Raw genomic sequence first — 13976 nt, forward strand, 5'->3', positions numbered from 1 at the left:
ACGTGACGGATACAATCGCCTCCGCCACCGGAGTACGGCCGCGGGGCTGGCTTGGCCCGGCGCTCACAGAGACGTTCGAGACGCCGCGGATCCTTCGGGAGCTGGGGTATGACTACGTCCTGGACTGGACGAACGACGATCAGCCGTATCCGCTGAACGTCGACGGGATGTTCAGCGTTCCCTACACGATAGAACTCAACGATGTGACGATGTTCGTGAGTAAGAGCTATACCGGCCCGCAGTTCCTGGAAGCGGTGATCGACCAGTTCGATCAGCTCTATTCAGACTCCGAGCACTCGGGTCGCGTCATGTCGCTGCCGTTGCACCCGTTCATCGTCGGCCAGCCGTTCCGCCACCGCTACCTTGATCGGGCCCTCGAGCACATCACGTCTCACGATGGTGTCTGGGTGACGACGAGCGATGCCATCGCGGCGCACTATCAGTCGACGGGGAACAGGAGAGCCGATTCGTGACGAATACGGAGCTGATCGATGAGTACGCACGGCTGCGCGACGAGTTCAAGGCCAAGGGATTGGGCGGCCGGATCGGCTACGGCGAGAAGCCGGCGCTGCTGATCGTCGACTTGATCACCGGATTCACGGACAGCCGTTCGCCCCTGTCAGGCGAACTGGAGTCACAGCTGGCCGCCACCAATGCCTTACTCGTCCCCGCCCGTGAACTCGAGATCCCCATCTTCTTCTCGACGGTCGCGTACGACACCGAATTGCAGGAGGCGGGGCTCTGGATCAAGAAGATCCCGTCCAACCACCTGTTGGTGGAGGGCAGCGAATGGGTGGAGGTCGACAGCAGGCTGGGCCAGCTGCCCCACGAGATGACCCTGGTGAAGAAGTACGCATCCTGCTTCTTCGGAACTGATCTCGCCGCACGCTTGATCTCACGGGGTGTCGACACCATCATCATCGTCGGCTGCACCACCAGTGGGTGCGTGCGCGCCTCGGCGGTTGACGCCTGCTCCTACGGCTTCCACACCATCGTCGTCGAAGAGGCAGTCGGCGACCGGGCAGCCCTTCCGCACCTGGCCAGCCTCTTTGACATCGACGCGAAGTACGGCGATGTCGTCAGCCTCGACGACGCACGTGCTTACCTGCGGGGGCTTGCGCAACAGAACGATTGACTGCAGTAACGCCGTGGGGCCAACTTCCTCTGTGCGGAATATTGAACCGGCGTGCAGGCCGAGATCCCGCAGATGCTGGCGCAGGGCGGCGGATCCATCATCAACACCGCCTCGTCCCTCGGGCAGGTCGCCATCGCCCACCAGTCCGCCTACGTCACGTCGAAGCACGGCGTCATCGGCCTCACCCGAGCCGCCGCGGTGGAGTACTCCGACAAAGGCATCCGCGTGAACGCAGTGCTGCCCGGGGTGATCCAGACGCCAATGATAGACGCGCTGGAGGAGACCTACCCCGGCTTCAAGGACGCGCTGCTGACGAAGCACCCGATCGGCCGACTCGGCACGCCGCACGACATCGCCGAGATGGTCGCGTGGCTCGGTTCCGACGCGGCCGCCTTCGCGACCGGCGCGCAGTTCGCCGTCGACGGCGGGTACCTCGCGATTTAGACGAGGTGGCCACGACGGACGGGAGGCACGGTGTCAGCTGGCACCGTGCCTCACGTCCGTCACCGGTCGCGCCGCGACCCGCGTGTCAGCCGTTCTTCGCGGCCAGTCGGTCCGTCTCGCTGTCGTTCCGCCACCCGGCGGTCGCGCCGCCGTCGACGCTGTAGTTCTGTCCGGTCACCCAAGAGGACTCGTCGGAGGCCAGGTAGAGCGGCATGTACGCGATGTCCTCGCCCGTGCCGGGGCGTTGAATGAGCGCGTTGCCGACCTGCCAGGCCTTGCCCTCCGCATCCACCGCCTTGTCCGTCGCCGGGGTGCTGACGAAGCCAGGCGAGATCGAGTTCGCGCGGACGCCGTAGCGGGCGCCCTCCGCAGCGAGCGACTTCGTCATCGCGATGACGCCGCCCTTCGCGGTGGTGTGCGCGACCTGGCGAGCGGCTCGATCCCGCGACCTTCGCGATCGACGGAAAGCAACTCGAGATCGATCTCGAGTTCGAGGCCTGGGCCAAGAGCGCGCGCCGCATCGGCGCAGCCACCCGGCGTCCGGCGAGGACGTCGCGGGGCGGACGGGCCGATCTCAACACGGTGCGTGAATGGGCCAGTCAGAACGGACACCAGGTCAGCGATCGCGGCAGGGTTCCCGCGTCCATCCTCGAGGCGTACGACGCGGCGCACTGACGCGGTCACTCCTGGGCTGAGCCGCGCGCTGCGCGCCAGTGCTCCGTGACGGGATAACCGGAGCGCACGTGCGCGCGCACGTGGACCTCCCCCGAAGGGGATCCGCTGCCGCCCGGCTCCGGCGGCGGAGGGTTCTGTGTCCAGCCTGAGCCAGGGACCCAGACCGTCCCCGGTTGCACGGGCGCGTCGGCGAGCGCGGGATCGATCAGCTGACGCGCGAGAGCCACGGCCTCACCCAGATCGGTGATCCCGCCGGCTGAGGGCGTGCCGGCCGCGAGCACCCGGTAGGGACCGTCCCAACCGTCCGGGACCGTGAACGTAGTGAACGAGTCGAGCTTTGACAGTGCACGCTTCGCGTCGATGGCCATCTGCAGCTCGCGCAGGTCGACGCGCTGCGTGCGTGCAATGGTGACGATGTCCACCAGGTCTTTCGCGCGGCTGCTGGGGCGGCCGTTGTAGGTGCTCATCGTCGCAGTGACCTTCTCCGCGACCTGATCGGAGATCGGGAACAGCCGGTAGGGGTGCGACGGGACCGGCCGCCCCAGCTGCAGCCGCGTCGACGGCTCGATCGTCTCGACGCGGCCGACCGGGGGAGGGCCGACGACCACGTCGATGGGGATGTCGGAGATCCTCCGGCCGGTGTTCGCGTCCAGACATGTGAACACCAGGCGCCGGGTCGCGACACCCGGCTGGTTCTCTCCTCGCCCGGTCGCACGGGCACGGGTGAGCTGGAACCGCACATGGTCGCCGAGATCACGCGCGGCTGCCTGCTCGAGCGCCTGCTGCGCGGCATCCAGATCGGCGGCGCCGGTCGAGGCCAGATCCAGGTCTTTCGTCGACCGTGACTTCGGCACCCGGGCGAGCATCGCCGTGCCGCCCTTGAGCAGCCACTCGGACTCTTCCCCCTCCGCAAAGACCCGGCTGAGGAAACGATCGTGCTGTGCCTGCACGATCTGCGCATTCACATCCAGCGCGCTCGCGCCGTCACCGGCTGCCTTCGTCGCGGCCGCCTTGATCGCCTGCGCAAGCCCCGTCCAGTCTTTGTAGCCGTCGGGCTCAGGCATCGGCCGGCACCACCGCGTCGACGCCCGCAAGAGCGAGCAGATCAGCCGCGAGCGCGGCACCCGAGGGGTACTTGTTGGGCTTGGCCAGCGGCTCCAGATACTCGGTCAGGCGGGCGGGGGAGAGCAGCTTTCCCGCGTCCGCGGCGTCGGCGAGCGCATCGGCGACGAGGGAGCGGTCGACCCACTGCTCGATCAGGTCGGCGATCGTGCGCTCGACGCTCATGGTCGGCATCCCGTCGACGGAGACCACCTCGGTGGGCGCGAGCTCGCGGGTGCGGAGCCGCACCCCGTCCAGGCGGGTACCGCGGCGGGTGGGAACGACGAACTCGAGTGGCCCGGGGAACCAGTCGCCGATGCCATGCAGCTGCGCGGCCGTCTGGCCTGCGGCGACGACGGGCGGGACGCCGGTGTCTGTGCGGGGACGGTCGGCGCCGCCGAGGGCGAGCCAGGTCGCGAGGATCGCCTCCTGCTCGTGCTCTGGCGCGCCGGCGAGGCGGTAGACGCCGCGCGCGACGCGGATGAGCGCGCCGCTGTTGGCGAGGCGCGTCAGGGTCGGGCGCGCCACGCCAGCCTCGAGCGCCTGGGCGGTGGTCACCAGGCCCCAACGCTGTGACGCGAGCTCGCCCAGACGAGCGAAAGTTGATCCTGCCATGCGCACAGTGTAGCGAGAAACCGCAACAAACGTTGTAGCTCGTTCAGATTGTCGACTTCGAGCCTCTGGGGCCACCCCTTAGCAGTGAGGGGGTTCCAAACCCTCGGGAACGGGTTATATTCGGGAATATAACCATCTGTGAGGAGGAGAAGATGCGGACCCACACCTGCCCGCCGGACCACAAGCACGGGCTGACCTCCACCTGCTACGTCGTCCACCTCTGCGGGTGCCGCGCCTGCATGGACGGCAACGCGCGCCGCCGCCGCGACCGCTACCGTCTCCTGGCCTACGGGCGATACCAGGACGCGCACCAACCCATCGAGCCGATCCGGCAGCACCTGCAGGCACTGGTCGACACCGGGATGATCCCCGAACGGATCGCCATCAGCGCCGGCGTCGGCGGCGCCACGGTCCGTCGCCTGCTCAACAGCGAGACGGCACGGTTCGTCACCGGCGCCACCGCCCGCAAACTCCTCGCAGTCACCCCCGACAGCAGCACTCTCGCCGCGCAGGGCCGAGTCAACGGCCGCGGCACCCGCCGGCGCCTCCAGGCTCTGGCCGCGATCGGATGGAACCACCACGAGATCGCACGCCGACTCGGCTACCCGCGCTGGAAGGTCAACAAGGCACTCGAAGGCGCCTACGTGGACATCCGTGTCCACGACGACATCGCCGCGCTCTACGACGAGCTCTGGGACCAGCAGCCCCCCACCCACACCCGAGCGCAGCGGGTCGGCCGCTCCTACGCACTCACGGTCGCACGCCGGCACGGCTGGCTGCCGCCGCTGGCCTGGGACGACATCGACACCGACCCGGCACCGCCCACAGCCGGGCAGGAACCCCTGCTCGACGAGATCGCGATCGAGCTCGCTCTCGCCGGCCAGAACGTCCGCCTCACCCGAGACGAGCGCCTCGAAGCCACCCGACGCGGGACCGAACGCGGACTCAGCCTCACCCAGCTCAGCGACCTGCTCGGCGTCGACGTCCGCACCATCGACCGCGACCGTGACGACCTCGGACTCCGGCAGGCCGCCTGATGAGCAAGACGCTCGACATCCTCGAAGCCGCCCTGCACGGCACCACCGCCGGCTACCTGGCCGGATGCCGCAGCAAGGGAGGATGCCCGAACCACGGCAACCGCCAGCTGCTCACCTGCACCGAAGCGGCCCGCGCCCGCCGCCACTACTTCTCGCTCGCCTCGCTCGAGGAGACCGAGCCGATCACCCGGCAGATGCTCCGCGACGCCAAGAACAGCCCCTTCGCACCGAAAGAAGCCGCAGATGTCTGACCAGCCGAACACCTTCACCATCGACTCCACCAAAGAGGGAGAGTGGCTGCGGGTCGTCCGCGCGCTCGGCGGCCATCGCTGGGCCCTGTCGCTGCGCTTCAACCCCCTCCCGCTGACTCAGCGAGGCGCCCGGCACACCCGGCCAACGCGGCAGCCCACACCCCACGCGGCAGCAGGCCACGGGCCGAACGCGAGACTGCACCTGCCCAGCTGCGCGATCTCCCCCCAGCTCGGCAACGGCCGCGGCGCCCACCTCAAGCAGATCCCCCACCTGGGCCGAACCGAGGAGCACTGATGACCGACATCGCCGTGCGCCTCCAGGAAGCCATGACCATCCAGACCGGCACACCCGTCACCGTCCGATGGAGCTTCCGCGAGTTCGCGCTCAACTGCACCCGCCGCGACGGCCGCCCCCTCACCCAACGGATGCACAGGCTCTTCCAGACGCTGCTCAACCGTGAAGCGCTCCGCGAGCTCACTCCAGGAGAAGACCCAACGATGGGATCCCGCGCAACCCTCATCGAGATCATCGACGACCTCGCCGTCAGCGCCGACCACCAAGGCGCCCGCGCGGCCGCGCTCGCCGAGGTCCTCCTCAGTGCCGGCATGTTCCACCTCGGCGACCAGCTCCGCCGCCAGAGCCACGCACTCTCAGAGCTCGACGCCGACGACGAAACCCTCGAGGTCATCGACGAGGCACGCACCCAGATCGCCCGAACCATACTGCTGCTCGACCAAGCCGACACCGCACAGGCAAAGGAGCGCAGATGAACCGACGCACCCGCCGCGCCAGCACAGCCCTCGCCGCGGTCGCAGCTCTCGCGCTCGGCTTCGGCGCCCACCAGCTGGGCATCACCTCCTGGATCGACACATGGACGCGCCCGCAGGCACCCGCCCCGGACCCGACCTACGACTACACCGCGCTCGCCGCAGTCGCGCAGGAGCTGCCGCTGATCGATCCCACCGAGGAGATTCCCGAGTATCGCCGCGCCACGTTCGGCGAGCGCTGGATCGACATCGAGGGAAACGGCTGCGATCAGCGAGACGATCTCCTCGCCGTCCAGCTGCAGGACGTCGTCCGTGACGGTTGCACGGTGCTCTCCGGCGTGCTCGACCCCGATCCGTACACGGGCACACGCATTGAGTTCGAGCACGACCGGATCGCCGCCCCTGGAGCCCCGGGAAGCTCCGGCGTCCAGATCGACCACATCGTCAGCCTTTCGGCGGCGCACGCCGGGGGCGCGTGGGCGTGGACCGAGCAGCAGCGCATTCAGTTCGCCAACTCGTTCGACAACATCGTCGCCGTCGATGGCAACACGAATGCGGCCAAGAACGACCACGGGCCAGCCCTGTGGCTGCCATCGAACGCCGACTACGTGTGCACCTACGTCGCCCGCTACACGGAGATCGTCGACACCTGGCACCTCGCGGTCGACGAAGCCGACCGCGGTGCGCTCGTGGACACGCTCTCAACCTGCGCTGCCCAGCAAGCCAGCGACGAGAGCGGGAGCATGTCGTGAAGCCGCTACGAACCCGCGTGGGATCTCGCCGCGCGCGCCTGACGCTTGGCCGCGCGAGCGCGGTCTACGACCTCGTTCGCATCCGTCGTGTCGACACCGAGGGTGCGCCTGATCACCTCGAGCTCGGCGTCGGTCCAGCGGGTGCGCCCTCGCATCCGCTCACCGAACGTGACGACGTTCAAGCCGAGCAGGTCGATCAGAGCCGCCTGCGTGGGAACCTCGGGCGCCCCCGCCCCGTCCGCGATCGCCGCCCGCAACCGCTCCGCGAAAGCCGCATCGCGCGCCAGTCCCGGCATCAGTCGCGGCCGGCGGCCGCGCTGCGAGGGCGCCCTGCGCGCGCGCTCCTGCGCGAATGCGTCGATCGCGGCCTCGTCGTAGAGCGGGGAGTTGCCTTCTATGGCAACCGGCTCGGGGAGCAGAGGACCCTCCTGGCCGGCTCTGCGCAGCTTGTTGCTGATGGAGCGCATCTTGTAGACCGCGACGACGGACACGCCGAGCTTCTCGGCGACGTCCGCCGTGGTGAGGTGCCGTCCGGTCATCAGCGCTCCTCTCAGCTGGATGAATATAACCACTTTCGCGGTTACGGCGCGCCGCGGCAACCAGACCCAACTTGGTTGGGGATGCTGGGGCGCATGGCTAACAAGGACGCGGACGCCATCCGTGAGGAGCTCCGTCGCATCGGCCAGCAGCTCGCGCAAGCGGACGAGCTGCGCGAACGCCGCGGCAAAGTCGTCGACGAGGCGCGCGCGGCCGAGCTGACCCAGCGAGAGATCGCCCTCCTGCTGGGGATGACCGAGGAAGGGCTGCGGAAGGCGCAGAAGTCCTACCACGGACGCGGGCGCTCTTACGGCGGCCGCCTCGCGTCCTAGCGACCCCGCCAGACCTTCATGGAGCGCCCGTCGACTGCGAAATCTGATTGCAATTTTCAAGCACTCTTGACTAATATAACCTGACGAATGAGGGGGTGAGATGGACGAGCTGAACTACCGACCCAAGCCGTGGACGCCGAAGGACGTGCCCACGATCTGGGTCGACCAGACCACCGGGCAAGGCGTCACCGACGCCGGCACGCCCGTTCGCCCCGTCATCGGCGAGCGCCGCAAGAACCCCAACCTGACGGACCTGCTCGACACGGCTGCCTCGTACGGCGCTAACCGCATCATGCTGACCGGGAAGCGCCCCGAGCCTGCGCCTGGCGTGCGGCACTGGCTGTACGTCCAGACCCCGAACTGGAAGCCCGGAGCCCACTGGGTCAACAACGGCCCGCCCACCGGTCGGTTCGAGCACGCGGTCACCGGCTTCAAGATCGAAGTCCGCACCGCGGAGGAGTGGTTCGGCGACGGGCCGCTGACCCCTGCCCAGGCTCGTCTGGCCTGGAACGTCACCGCGTCGATCATTCGCCACGCCGACGAGAACGCGCGCCTGTTCAACAGCCCTGCCGCCACCGGAACGAACCTGTGGGCGCTGTCGCTGCCGAAGAACATCAACCCCGTGCCGGTCGAAGACGACATCGCCCAGGAGATCCACTTCACCTCGGGCCTGCACCACTACGACCACCTGGTCGCGGGGGAGTCGTTCGCCAAGCACGAGGACTGCGTCCCGCTGATCGACCCGGCCAAGACGAAGAAGATCAGCGAGTTCGCCTACGTCGACGGCCGGTTCATGTTCGCCGGCGTCGGGCGCGAGCTCGGTATCGGCCCCGCGATCCGGCTGAACCAGGCCGCCGCGTACGAGCTGCTCGAGCAAGACCCCTACGCGCGCGCCCGCTTCCACGTGCGGTTCCGCGTCCCTCAGGGCTGGAACCACGTTGGCCTGCTCGGTGTGAAGCACCTGGACGTTCGCGAAGGCTGGTTCTATCCGAACCGGCCCGGAGCGGTGCACGACACCTGGGCCGACGGCAGCGAGATCCACGTCGCCCTCAAGCACGGGTGGGAGATCCGCCCTCACGAGGCCGTGGTGTTCCGCAAGGCCAAGCCTCTAGACACCTTCACCGAGCGCATGACGCGCGCCCGCGAGCGAGTCCAGCTGCAGGACGAGATGCACCCGGACCTGCGCCGCGCTGTGCTCGCCGCGCTGCGGAACATCATGCTGCACTCGATCGGTGCATTCGCCGCCGCGGGCCGCGACGAGACCCGCGTCGCCGCGTCGCCCGATGACGTCCCGCCCGAGTACAGGGCCAAGATGCTGCGACAGGGCAACCTCTGGATCTATCGCATCCCGTCGCGCCCGAACGACCGCACCCGAAGCTTCTACCACCCGGAGCTCGCCGCCCAGGTCTGGGGTCGCGCACGCGCTCGCGTCCTCCACGGCCCCAGCTCCCTCGGCGGCTACACCTCCGGTGCTCTCACGGTCGACCCCTCGACGCTCATCGGCATCCAGGGTGATGCGATCTACACGACCAAGCTGCCGGCGTGGTCCCTGCCGGACCGGTTCATCGGCGGCGGCGACGACGGCAAGACCGGGCGCCTGCGCCTGCAGGGCTACCTCAACGGATCCTTCATCACGCCGGAGACGCTGCGGCAGCGTGACGCGCTGAAAGCACGTGCCGAGCGGGCCGGCATCGCCAAGGCGCTCGAGCAGGCAGAGGAGAAGGGCTGATGGCTGACCAGCAGCGCACCGCCCAAGACCTCATCCGCGATCTGCGGCGCAAGGGCATCAGCACGGCCGAGATCGCCGAGGAGCTGCACCGCTCGCCTCGAATGGTCCGCAAGATCCTCAACGGCGAAACCAGCGGCGCCCTCTACCGCCAGGCGCTCCAGGAGCTCGCTGACACCGGACGCCTCACCCACGTCCCGCCGCGGCGCCGGCGCAAGGACGGCTCGATCGCCCCCGTGCGAGGCAAGGCCGGCGCCAAGCCCGTCATCCCCGAAGACCTCAGCGGCACCTACGTTGAGGGTCGCCAGGGTGGTCGGCTGCGCGTCGACGTGGCATACGCCACCGGGGGCGACCGGTACATCGAGATGCGCATCCCCAAGGGCCGCACCGCGAAGGGCCGCGAGCAGGCGAACGCCGAACTGATCAAGCAGGTCCGCAACGCCGCCAAGGGCCAGTCCCACGACAAGCAGAAGCAGATCACCGCCCACCTGACCTTCTCCAACGGCCGCGTGATGGAGGTCAACTCGTACAACGCCTCGACGATGCTCAAGCGCATCCACGAGAACGGCGGCGACGCCCTCGGCTGGTTCCGCGAAGAGTCGAAGAACCGATACGTGAACCTCGACACCAGCCGCGACACCATCACCGGCGTCACCCTCAACGTCGTCAGCACGGCCAAGACGACCGAGTACCAGAGGCAGGCCGAGCGCGGCCGCACTCGCCGCCCCCGCTCGCTGTCGCCGGCGGAGCTCATCAGCATGGAAGAGAAGCGGCGCATCGAGGAGCGCCGCGCTCGCCGCCGTGGAAACCGAGGAGGTGGTCAGTGACCATGGCCGCCCCGAAGAAGCCCACAGCTGCAGCGAAGCCCCGCGCACGCAAGGCCGCGCCCCCCGCTGAGGAAGTCACCAGCGACGTCGACCAGGCAGCGACGTCCGAAGCACCCGCACGCGCACCTCGCGCAAGCCAGAAGCCGGCAGCGGCGAGCGCGACGCCTCCTGAGTCGGCCGAGGCGGAGACGCCACCGCCGGCGAAGAAGAAGCGGGGGCCCTACAACGTCGTCTACGTCCAGAAGAAGCCCGTCTCGATCCGTCTCCCCGACGACGCGCTTGAACTGATGGACTGGGCCAAGCAGGATGCAGCCAGCCGCGGCGACCGCCTCACCAAGGACGAGATCGTCACCGTTGCGCTTCGCGCCTACTGGGGCCGCAAACGGCGCCGCGGGTAATGACCGTCTCCTGAGCTGCTGGCAGGGAAGTCGAGATGAGTGAAACTAACGGGCCGGCCGAGTTGCCGGTCTACTCGATCGCCGAGGCATTCGTGAAGCGATCCGGAATGTATATCGGGCAGCCCGTCACGTTCGAGCGAGTGCACACGTTCCTGCTCGGTTTCGAAACGGCGATGTTGTACGTTCGCGACGAGCTCGCGCGCGATCGCAATGCGTTTCAGCCCGTGGGCGTGCTCGGTCAGTTCCGGGAGCAGCTGCGATCCGAGGGGCGGCTCAGGTGGGACTCCTGGTCCCTGACGATCGTGGCGGAAGCGATCGGCTGGACTGGCGACGAGCCTCCGGCGATCGACGATCTGACCGAAGAGCAGCACCTCGAGGCAGTCCGGGACCTTCTCCCGTTGCTCGAGAAGGTCTTTGCCCTCCCCGCGGAGCTTGTCACCTCGCTCCGTGACTCCGCCTGAGAAGGGTAGGCACCCCACCGCTGTCGGTGTGTCGTCCCGCCCATCGAGTTCGAGAACGCGTTCTATGCTGTGCGGCGATGATCAACCTGACCGCCACCGTCCCGCTTGGACCGCTGACAGAACTTGTCGGACGATCCCTCTCGGCGACTGGGAGATGGGTCAACTCATCCGGTAGCGCCTACCTGTCATATCCATCACTCAGAGGATCCTGACCCGGACGAACGATCGCAGTCGCTCGAGGGCAAAGGACCCGTGCGGATGTCGCGCGTCACACCTCGACCTCGAACGGCAACTTTCGCAGTGTCGTCGCGGAAATCCCGGTGCTCTTGTACATCCGGGCGTGGGCGTACTGGATCTCCGGCAGCAGATCGATGCGGCCGATCGCCTCCAGCATGATCTCGTCGGCCTGACCGGTGAGATGACGCAGTTCGGGGATCGCGTACCCGCCCACGTACTTCCCGGAGTTGAGATCCCAGGAGCGCACGGCCGGCAGCGCCTCCTCGATCCTCTCGCCGAGCTCCACCAGAGCATCGAACGTGTCCTGCCCGTAAGCGTGCGGGGAGAATGGGATCTGCGACATCGTGCCCTTGGTGACGTTGAAGCAGTCGCCCGTGAACGTCCACCACAGGAACGCCAGCCGCGACGCCGCGATCGCGCTGGCCGCGAGCTGGTCCTTCCGGTTCTGAACGAACAGCTTCCCCTCGTTGAGGGGCACCGTGGCGTGCGTGGTCTTGTCGTAGGTGACCGGCGGCACCGTGTACGTGCTCAGGAAGTACGTGGCGGTCTTCTTGAAACCGACGGAGTAGTCGCTCACACGGACAAGCGGCGTCGAGGAGATCGTGCCCTTCGCAAGCAGCGTGTCGATCAGCTCGAACATCGCGTCGCTGCTGGCGCGCATCCAGTTCGGGGTCCGCGAGCCGGCGGGCCGAAGCGAATACCGCAGTGTCGCCATCAGATGCGGACGGAACGCCTCGATCCAGCTGTGGGTGAGCGTCGTGTGCAGCTCGGAGACGCTGCCATACCCGGCGGCGGTGATGATCGTGCTGCGCACCTTCACCTGGAACAGGGCAGCCGGGCGTTCCTGGAAGGTGCTCACCCAGATCGCATCGAACCGCCGCTCGTAGAACTTCCGCAGTGACTCGTCGCGATCGGCGAACTGGCTGCGGATGGGAACGATCAGGCTGAGCCGGCCATCCGGGCGCGTGATCTGCGCCGAGCGCTCGCAGCAGGAGGCGTAGATGTCGTCGACGTTGTCTGTCTCGAAGCCGGTGATGCGGTAGCTGAGCTCGCGCCGGTTGACGTAGGGTGGGTTGCCGATGACGACGTCGAAGCCGCCCTGATTGGGGTGTGACACGTCGCCCCGCACCGGCAAGAAGCGCGGCCCGTACAATGTCCAGCGCATCGAAAAACACCCCGCGACCTTCCGACTACCTCCGGACGTCTTCGAGTACATCAACCAGGCACGCGACGAAGCCGCGGCCCGTGGTGATCGCCTCACCAAAGACGAAGCGATCACCATGGCAGTCCGCGCGTTCTGGGGCGGCAAGCGCCAGCGCCGCCGCTGATCACCACACCGACATAACCGACGAAAAGAACTCTGGAGGCATCTGATGAGCCGTCGATCTATGCTCGAGCAGGAAACCGATCCGCTACACCCCGCGCGGATGCTACCGCGCACCTGAGACGAACGCGCGGTCCTTCACCGAGGATGGCTACATCTCGACATGATCAACCGAGGCAGCGAGAAGATTTCGTGCGAAGAGGTGGAGGACCTCGTCTACCGCTATGACAGCTTCGATCTAGCGGCCGCCGTCGCGATGCTCGACCCCGTGTTCAGCGAGCGGGTATGCGTCTACGTGAGTCTCAAGGAGGGCGGCCCGCTCGGGCTCGAACGGATCCGCGCCGCCATGGAGTCCGCCGGGGTGGCTAAGCATAAGCACCCCGAGCGGCTGATCGCCGTCGACGACATGCCCCTCACCAAGGTAGGCAAGATTGACAAGAGGGAGCGGAGAGGGCTTTGCCCGCCGCGACAGCGCCTAATGGGGCAGACGCTCAGCGCCCGCGCCGCCACGCGAGCCAGTGGCGGATGCTCTCCTCGAGCGCGTGCAATAGAGGCAACATCACCCAGATGACGCACGCGACGGTCAGTGGCGTCGTACATAGGATCTGGAGGTACGGCGGCAGGCCGGTCAGGAGCGGAGCGATGAAGTAGGCGTTGAACATGGCAGGCGGTACCAGCGCGATCCACACTAAAATCGCCGTCCACCACCGCGGGCGCGCGGGACCGGCCGTCGGGATTGCACCGGTGAGGGCGTCCGGAGTCAGTGGACGGGCCTGCCCGATCGTGAGCGGCACGGCCTGTTGCAGGTGCGCCTGCCGCTCCTTACTGTCCTCCCACCGGATGAGGTCATGGGGGGAAGCGAACGTGATCTCGACGACAACCTGGCGCCGGTGCCGTTCCGAGACTCGGACCTTCGACTCCCGGTAGCCGGGGAACGACTGGGCCCGGCCGGTGAAACCATGCGCCCACTCGGTGAGATCGTCCAGCCGCCCGGGGACGGCTGTGCGCGCCACCCGAGCCGTGACCGTGAGGTTATCTGGTTGCATGGTGTCCTCCCGGGGCAGAGGAAGCCCCGTCTCCCAGCGTATTGCGCCGATGACGCGGCACTGAACAGCTTCCGACCATCGGGGTCCGGATCAATAGCGCGAAATAGTGCTCTTCCGAGCAGTGGAGTGTCACCGCCACTGCCGCCTCACGCAGGATGGAAAGTTGAAAGACCTGGATCGACGGGGAGGTCATTTGCACGAGGCGTTTCGCTTGCTGCGGGAAGAAAGGCTCAAACGAGGCCGATACCATCGCCGAGCGACGGTGTATCACCCGGACGTAGAAGAGGTCGACCAGCTCTACGGTGTCCGG

22 protein-coding genes are annotated in these 13976 nt (G+C 67.6%); 15 read left to right on the forward strand and 7 right to left on the reverse strand.

Going from position 1 to position 13976, the window contains the following annotated elements; genetic code table 11:
- From Q1V87_RS08445 to Q1V87_RS08455, 3 genes are all read left to right on the forward strand, one after another.
- Nucleotides 1-473 (forward strand): hypothetical protein (locus Q1V87_RS08445; protein ID WP_300591693.1); only part of this gene is annotated, 473 nt, incomplete at its 5' end.
- Entirely contained in the window at nucleotides 470-1135 is a 666-nt protein-coding gene (locus tag Q1V87_RS08450) for an N-carbamoylsarcosine amidohydrolase (protein WP_005050795.1), read from the forward strand. The genes Q1V87_RS08445 and Q1V87_RS08450, both read left to right, overlap by 4 nt.
- Before the next feature lie 51 nt (nucleotides 1136-1186).
- Nucleotides 1187-1579, forward strand: a complete 393-nt coding sequence (locus tag Q1V87_RS08455) for an SDR family oxidoreductase (RefSeq protein WP_005050794.1) — start codon at nucleotides 1187-1189, stop codon at nucleotides 1577-1579.
- Nucleotides 1580-1664: 85 nt separating this feature from the next.
- Here Q1V87_RS08455 and Q1V87_RS08460 read toward each other — a convergent pair whose 3' ends face one another.
- Nucleotides 1665-2108: an SDR family oxidoreductase gene (locus Q1V87_RS08460; RefSeq protein WP_082157159.1), complete on the reverse strand. Its 444-nt coding sequence runs from the start codon at nucleotides 2106-2108 to the stop codon at nucleotides 1665-1667.
- On the opposite strand from Q1V87_RS08460, the gene Q1V87_RS08465 reads away from it, so the two are divergent.
- Nucleotides 2036-2254: a histone-like nucleoid-structuring protein Lsr2 gene (locus Q1V87_RS08465; RefSeq protein ID WP_082157160.1), complete on the forward strand. Its 219-nt coding sequence runs from the start codon at nucleotides 2036-2038 to the stop codon at nucleotides 2252-2254. The two genes, Q1V87_RS08460 and Q1V87_RS08465, sit on opposite strands and share 73 nt — an antisense overlap.
- Before the next feature lie 5 nt (nucleotides 2255-2259).
- On the opposite strand, the gene Q1V87_RS08470 is transcribed toward Q1V87_RS08465, so the two are convergent.
- Both Q1V87_RS08470 and Q1V87_RS08475 read right to left on the reverse strand, forming a co-directional pair.
- Nucleotides 2260-3318, reverse strand: a complete 1059-nt coding sequence (locus Q1V87_RS08470; RefSeq protein ID WP_005050776.1) for a nucleotidyl transferase AbiEii/AbiGii toxin family protein — start codon at nucleotides 3316-3318, stop codon at nucleotides 2260-2262.
- The gene (locus Q1V87_RS08475) at nucleotides 3311-3970 is read right to left on the reverse strand and encodes a type IV toxin-antitoxin system AbiEi family antitoxin domain-containing protein (protein WP_005050774.1); all 660 of its coding nucleotides are present in this window, start codon (nucleotides 3968-3970) and stop codon (nucleotides 3311-3313) included. The genes Q1V87_RS08470 and Q1V87_RS08475 overlap by 8 nt, the downstream gene beginning before the upstream one ends.
- A 152-nt stretch (nucleotides 3971-4122) precedes the next feature.
- Here Q1V87_RS08475 and Q1V87_RS08480 point away from each other — a divergent pair, with 152 nt between their 5' ends.
- From Q1V87_RS08480 to Q1V87_RS08500, 5 genes are read left to right on the forward strand one after another with little or no spacing between them, the layout of a single operon-like run.
- A complete protein-coding gene (locus Q1V87_RS08480) occupies nucleotides 4123-5007 on the forward strand; it encodes a hypothetical protein (RefSeq protein ID WP_005050771.1) in 885 nt (294 codons plus the stop codon).
- Nucleotides 5007-5258, forward strand: coding sequence for a hypothetical protein (locus Q1V87_RS08485; RefSeq protein WP_005050769.1), 252 nt, complete (start codon nucleotides 5007-5009; stop codon nucleotides 5256-5258). Before Q1V87_RS08480 ends, Q1V87_RS08485 begins: the two co-directional genes overlap by 1 nt.
- The gene (locus Q1V87_RS08490) at nucleotides 5251-5553 is read left to right on the forward strand and encodes a hypothetical protein (protein WP_005050767.1); all 303 of its coding nucleotides are present in this window, start codon (nucleotides 5251-5253) and stop codon (nucleotides 5551-5553) included. The genes Q1V87_RS08485 and Q1V87_RS08490 overlap by 8 nt, the downstream gene beginning before the upstream one ends.
- Entirely contained in the window at nucleotides 5553-6029 is a 477-nt protein-coding gene (locus Q1V87_RS08495; RefSeq protein WP_005050765.1) for a hypothetical protein, read from the forward strand. The genes Q1V87_RS08490 and Q1V87_RS08495 overlap by 1 nt, the downstream gene beginning before the upstream one ends.
- Entirely contained in the window at nucleotides 6026-6778 is a 753-nt protein-coding gene (locus tag Q1V87_RS08500; RefSeq protein ID WP_005050763.1) for an HNH endonuclease family protein, read from the forward strand. Before Q1V87_RS08495 ends, Q1V87_RS08500 begins: the two co-directional genes overlap by 4 nt.
- Nucleotides 6779-6783: 5 nt before the next feature.
- On the opposite strand, the gene Q1V87_RS08505 is transcribed toward Q1V87_RS08500, so the two are convergent.
- On the reverse strand, nucleotides 6784-7317 hold the full coding sequence (locus Q1V87_RS08505; protein WP_005050761.1) for a helix-turn-helix domain-containing protein: 534 nt from the start codon (nucleotides 7315-7317) through the stop codon (nucleotides 6784-6786).
- Between the two features lie 93 nt (nucleotides 7318-7410).
- On the opposite strand from Q1V87_RS08505, the gene Q1V87_RS08510 reads away from it, so the two are divergent.
- The 5 genes from Q1V87_RS08510 to Q1V87_RS08530 all read left to right on the forward strand — a co-directional run bounded on the left by Q1V87_RS08510 (nucleotide 7411) and on the right by Q1V87_RS08530 (nucleotide 11059).
- Nucleotides 7411-7647: a hypothetical protein gene (locus Q1V87_RS08510; RefSeq protein WP_043340519.1), complete on the forward strand. Its 237-nt coding sequence runs from the start codon at nucleotides 7411-7413 to the stop codon at nucleotides 7645-7647.
- A 100-nt stretch (nucleotides 7648-7747) separates the two neighbouring features.
- Complete coding sequence (locus tag Q1V87_RS08515; protein WP_005050756.1) at nucleotides 7748-9376, forward strand: hypothetical protein; 1629 nt, start codon at nucleotides 7748-7750, stop codon at nucleotides 9374-9376.
- Nucleotides 9376-10200: a hypothetical protein gene (locus tag Q1V87_RS08520; RefSeq protein ID WP_047801722.1), complete on the forward strand. Its 825-nt coding sequence runs from the start codon at nucleotides 9376-9378 to the stop codon at nucleotides 10198-10200. The genes Q1V87_RS08515 and Q1V87_RS08520 overlap by 1 nt, the downstream gene beginning before the upstream one ends.
- The gene (locus tag Q1V87_RS08525; RefSeq protein ID WP_005050751.1) at nucleotides 10197-10598 is read left to right on the forward strand and encodes a hypothetical protein; all 402 of its coding nucleotides are present in this window, start codon (nucleotides 10197-10199) and stop codon (nucleotides 10596-10598) included. The genes Q1V87_RS08520 and Q1V87_RS08525 overlap by 4 nt, the downstream gene beginning before the upstream one ends.
- Before the next feature lie 35 nt (nucleotides 10599-10633).
- Nucleotides 10634-11059 carry a hypothetical protein gene (locus Q1V87_RS08530; protein ID WP_005050749.1) on the forward strand — a complete coding sequence of 142 codons (426 nt, stop codon included), beginning with the start codon at nucleotides 10634-10636 and terminating at the stop codon, nucleotides 11057-11059.
- A gap of 268 nt (nucleotides 11060-11327) precedes the next feature.
- Here the strand turns inward: Q1V87_RS08530 and Q1V87_RS08535 are convergent, their stop codons facing one another.
- On the reverse strand, nucleotides 11328-12461 hold the full coding sequence (locus Q1V87_RS08535) for an SAM-dependent methyltransferase (protein WP_005050747.1): 1134 nt from the start codon (nucleotides 12459-12461) through the stop codon (nucleotides 11328-11330).
- Nucleotides 12462-12783: 322 nt separating this feature from the next.
- Here Q1V87_RS08535 and Q1V87_RS16280 point away from each other — a divergent pair, with 322 nt between their 5' ends.
- Complete coding sequence (locus Q1V87_RS16280; RefSeq protein ID WP_005050745.1) at nucleotides 12784-13191, forward strand: hypothetical protein; 408 nt, start codon at nucleotides 12784-12786, stop codon at nucleotides 13189-13191.
- Here the strand turns inward: Q1V87_RS16280 and Q1V87_RS08540 are convergent.
- Nucleotides 13112-13666: a hypothetical protein gene (locus Q1V87_RS08540; protein ID WP_005050743.1), complete on the reverse strand. Its 555-nt coding sequence runs from the start codon at nucleotides 13664-13666 to the stop codon at nucleotides 13112-13114. The genes Q1V87_RS16280 and Q1V87_RS08540 overlap by 80 nt on opposite strands.
- A partial coding sequence (locus Q1V87_RS08545) for a hypothetical protein (protein WP_300591694.1) occupies nucleotides 13653-13976 on the reverse strand: 324 nt, incomplete at its 5' end. The genes Q1V87_RS08545 and Q1V87_RS08540, both read right to left, overlap by 14 nt.

This window comes from Microbacterium sp. (genome assembly GCF_030149085.1).
Lineage (GTDB): Bacteria > Actinomycetota > Actinomycetes > Actinomycetales > Microbacteriaceae > Microbacterium.